Annotated in this window: 1 protein-coding gene; it reads right to left on the bottom strand. The window is 29.8% G+C overall.

The features are described from left to right. A partial coding sequence (locus HMPREF0072_RS10345) for a hypothetical protein (protein WP_004830365.1) occupies window positions 1–544 on the bottom strand: 544 nt, incomplete at both ends.

Raw genomic sequence — 544 nt, 5'->3', positions numbered from 1 at the left:
CCTTCCCAAGTCAAGTAAGATATTTTTACTTATGTTAGAGCTTATACTTAATACTTTGTCTACGTCCGAACTTGATATTTTAGACAGTAAGGACAAGTTTTCTTCTTTTAGCTGATATGAAATCTCCATTCTCTCGCTTATGGAAATTTTTACGGATTCTTTTAACAAATTAAAAAGGTCTACCTTTTGAATGCTTTTTAAACTTTCGTCAGATAGACTTTCTATAATTTTATTGAATTTTCCTCTAACATTACTTTCTACTAAGGCATCAATTTTATCTTCTTGGCTTAATAGAAGATTACTATCTTTTTCTTTAAACTTATCTATCAGGTCATCTAATAAGTTTAAATGCTTTTTGCTATCATATTTCCATAACTTTACCTCAGAAATACTATGATTAATACTTACTGTTTGCCTTATGTCGAAGATATATTTTATCCTTCCACTATCTATATCTAAAAGTGGTATTCCTTTTTCACCTCTTTTAACGCTTCTACCTATACTTTTCCAATAATCAAATTCTGCACAGGCTGTTGCTTTTGGG

Origin of the sequence: Anaerococcus lactolyticus ATCC 51172 (assembly GCF_000156575.1) — a bacterium.
In the GTDB taxonomy this organism is placed as follows: domain Bacteria; phylum Bacillota; class Clostridia; order Tissierellales; family Peptoniphilaceae; genus Anaerococcus; species Anaerococcus lactolyticus.
Note: the sequence above shows the minus strand (reverse complement) of the source record. Positions and strands in the feature narration are given on the sequence as shown.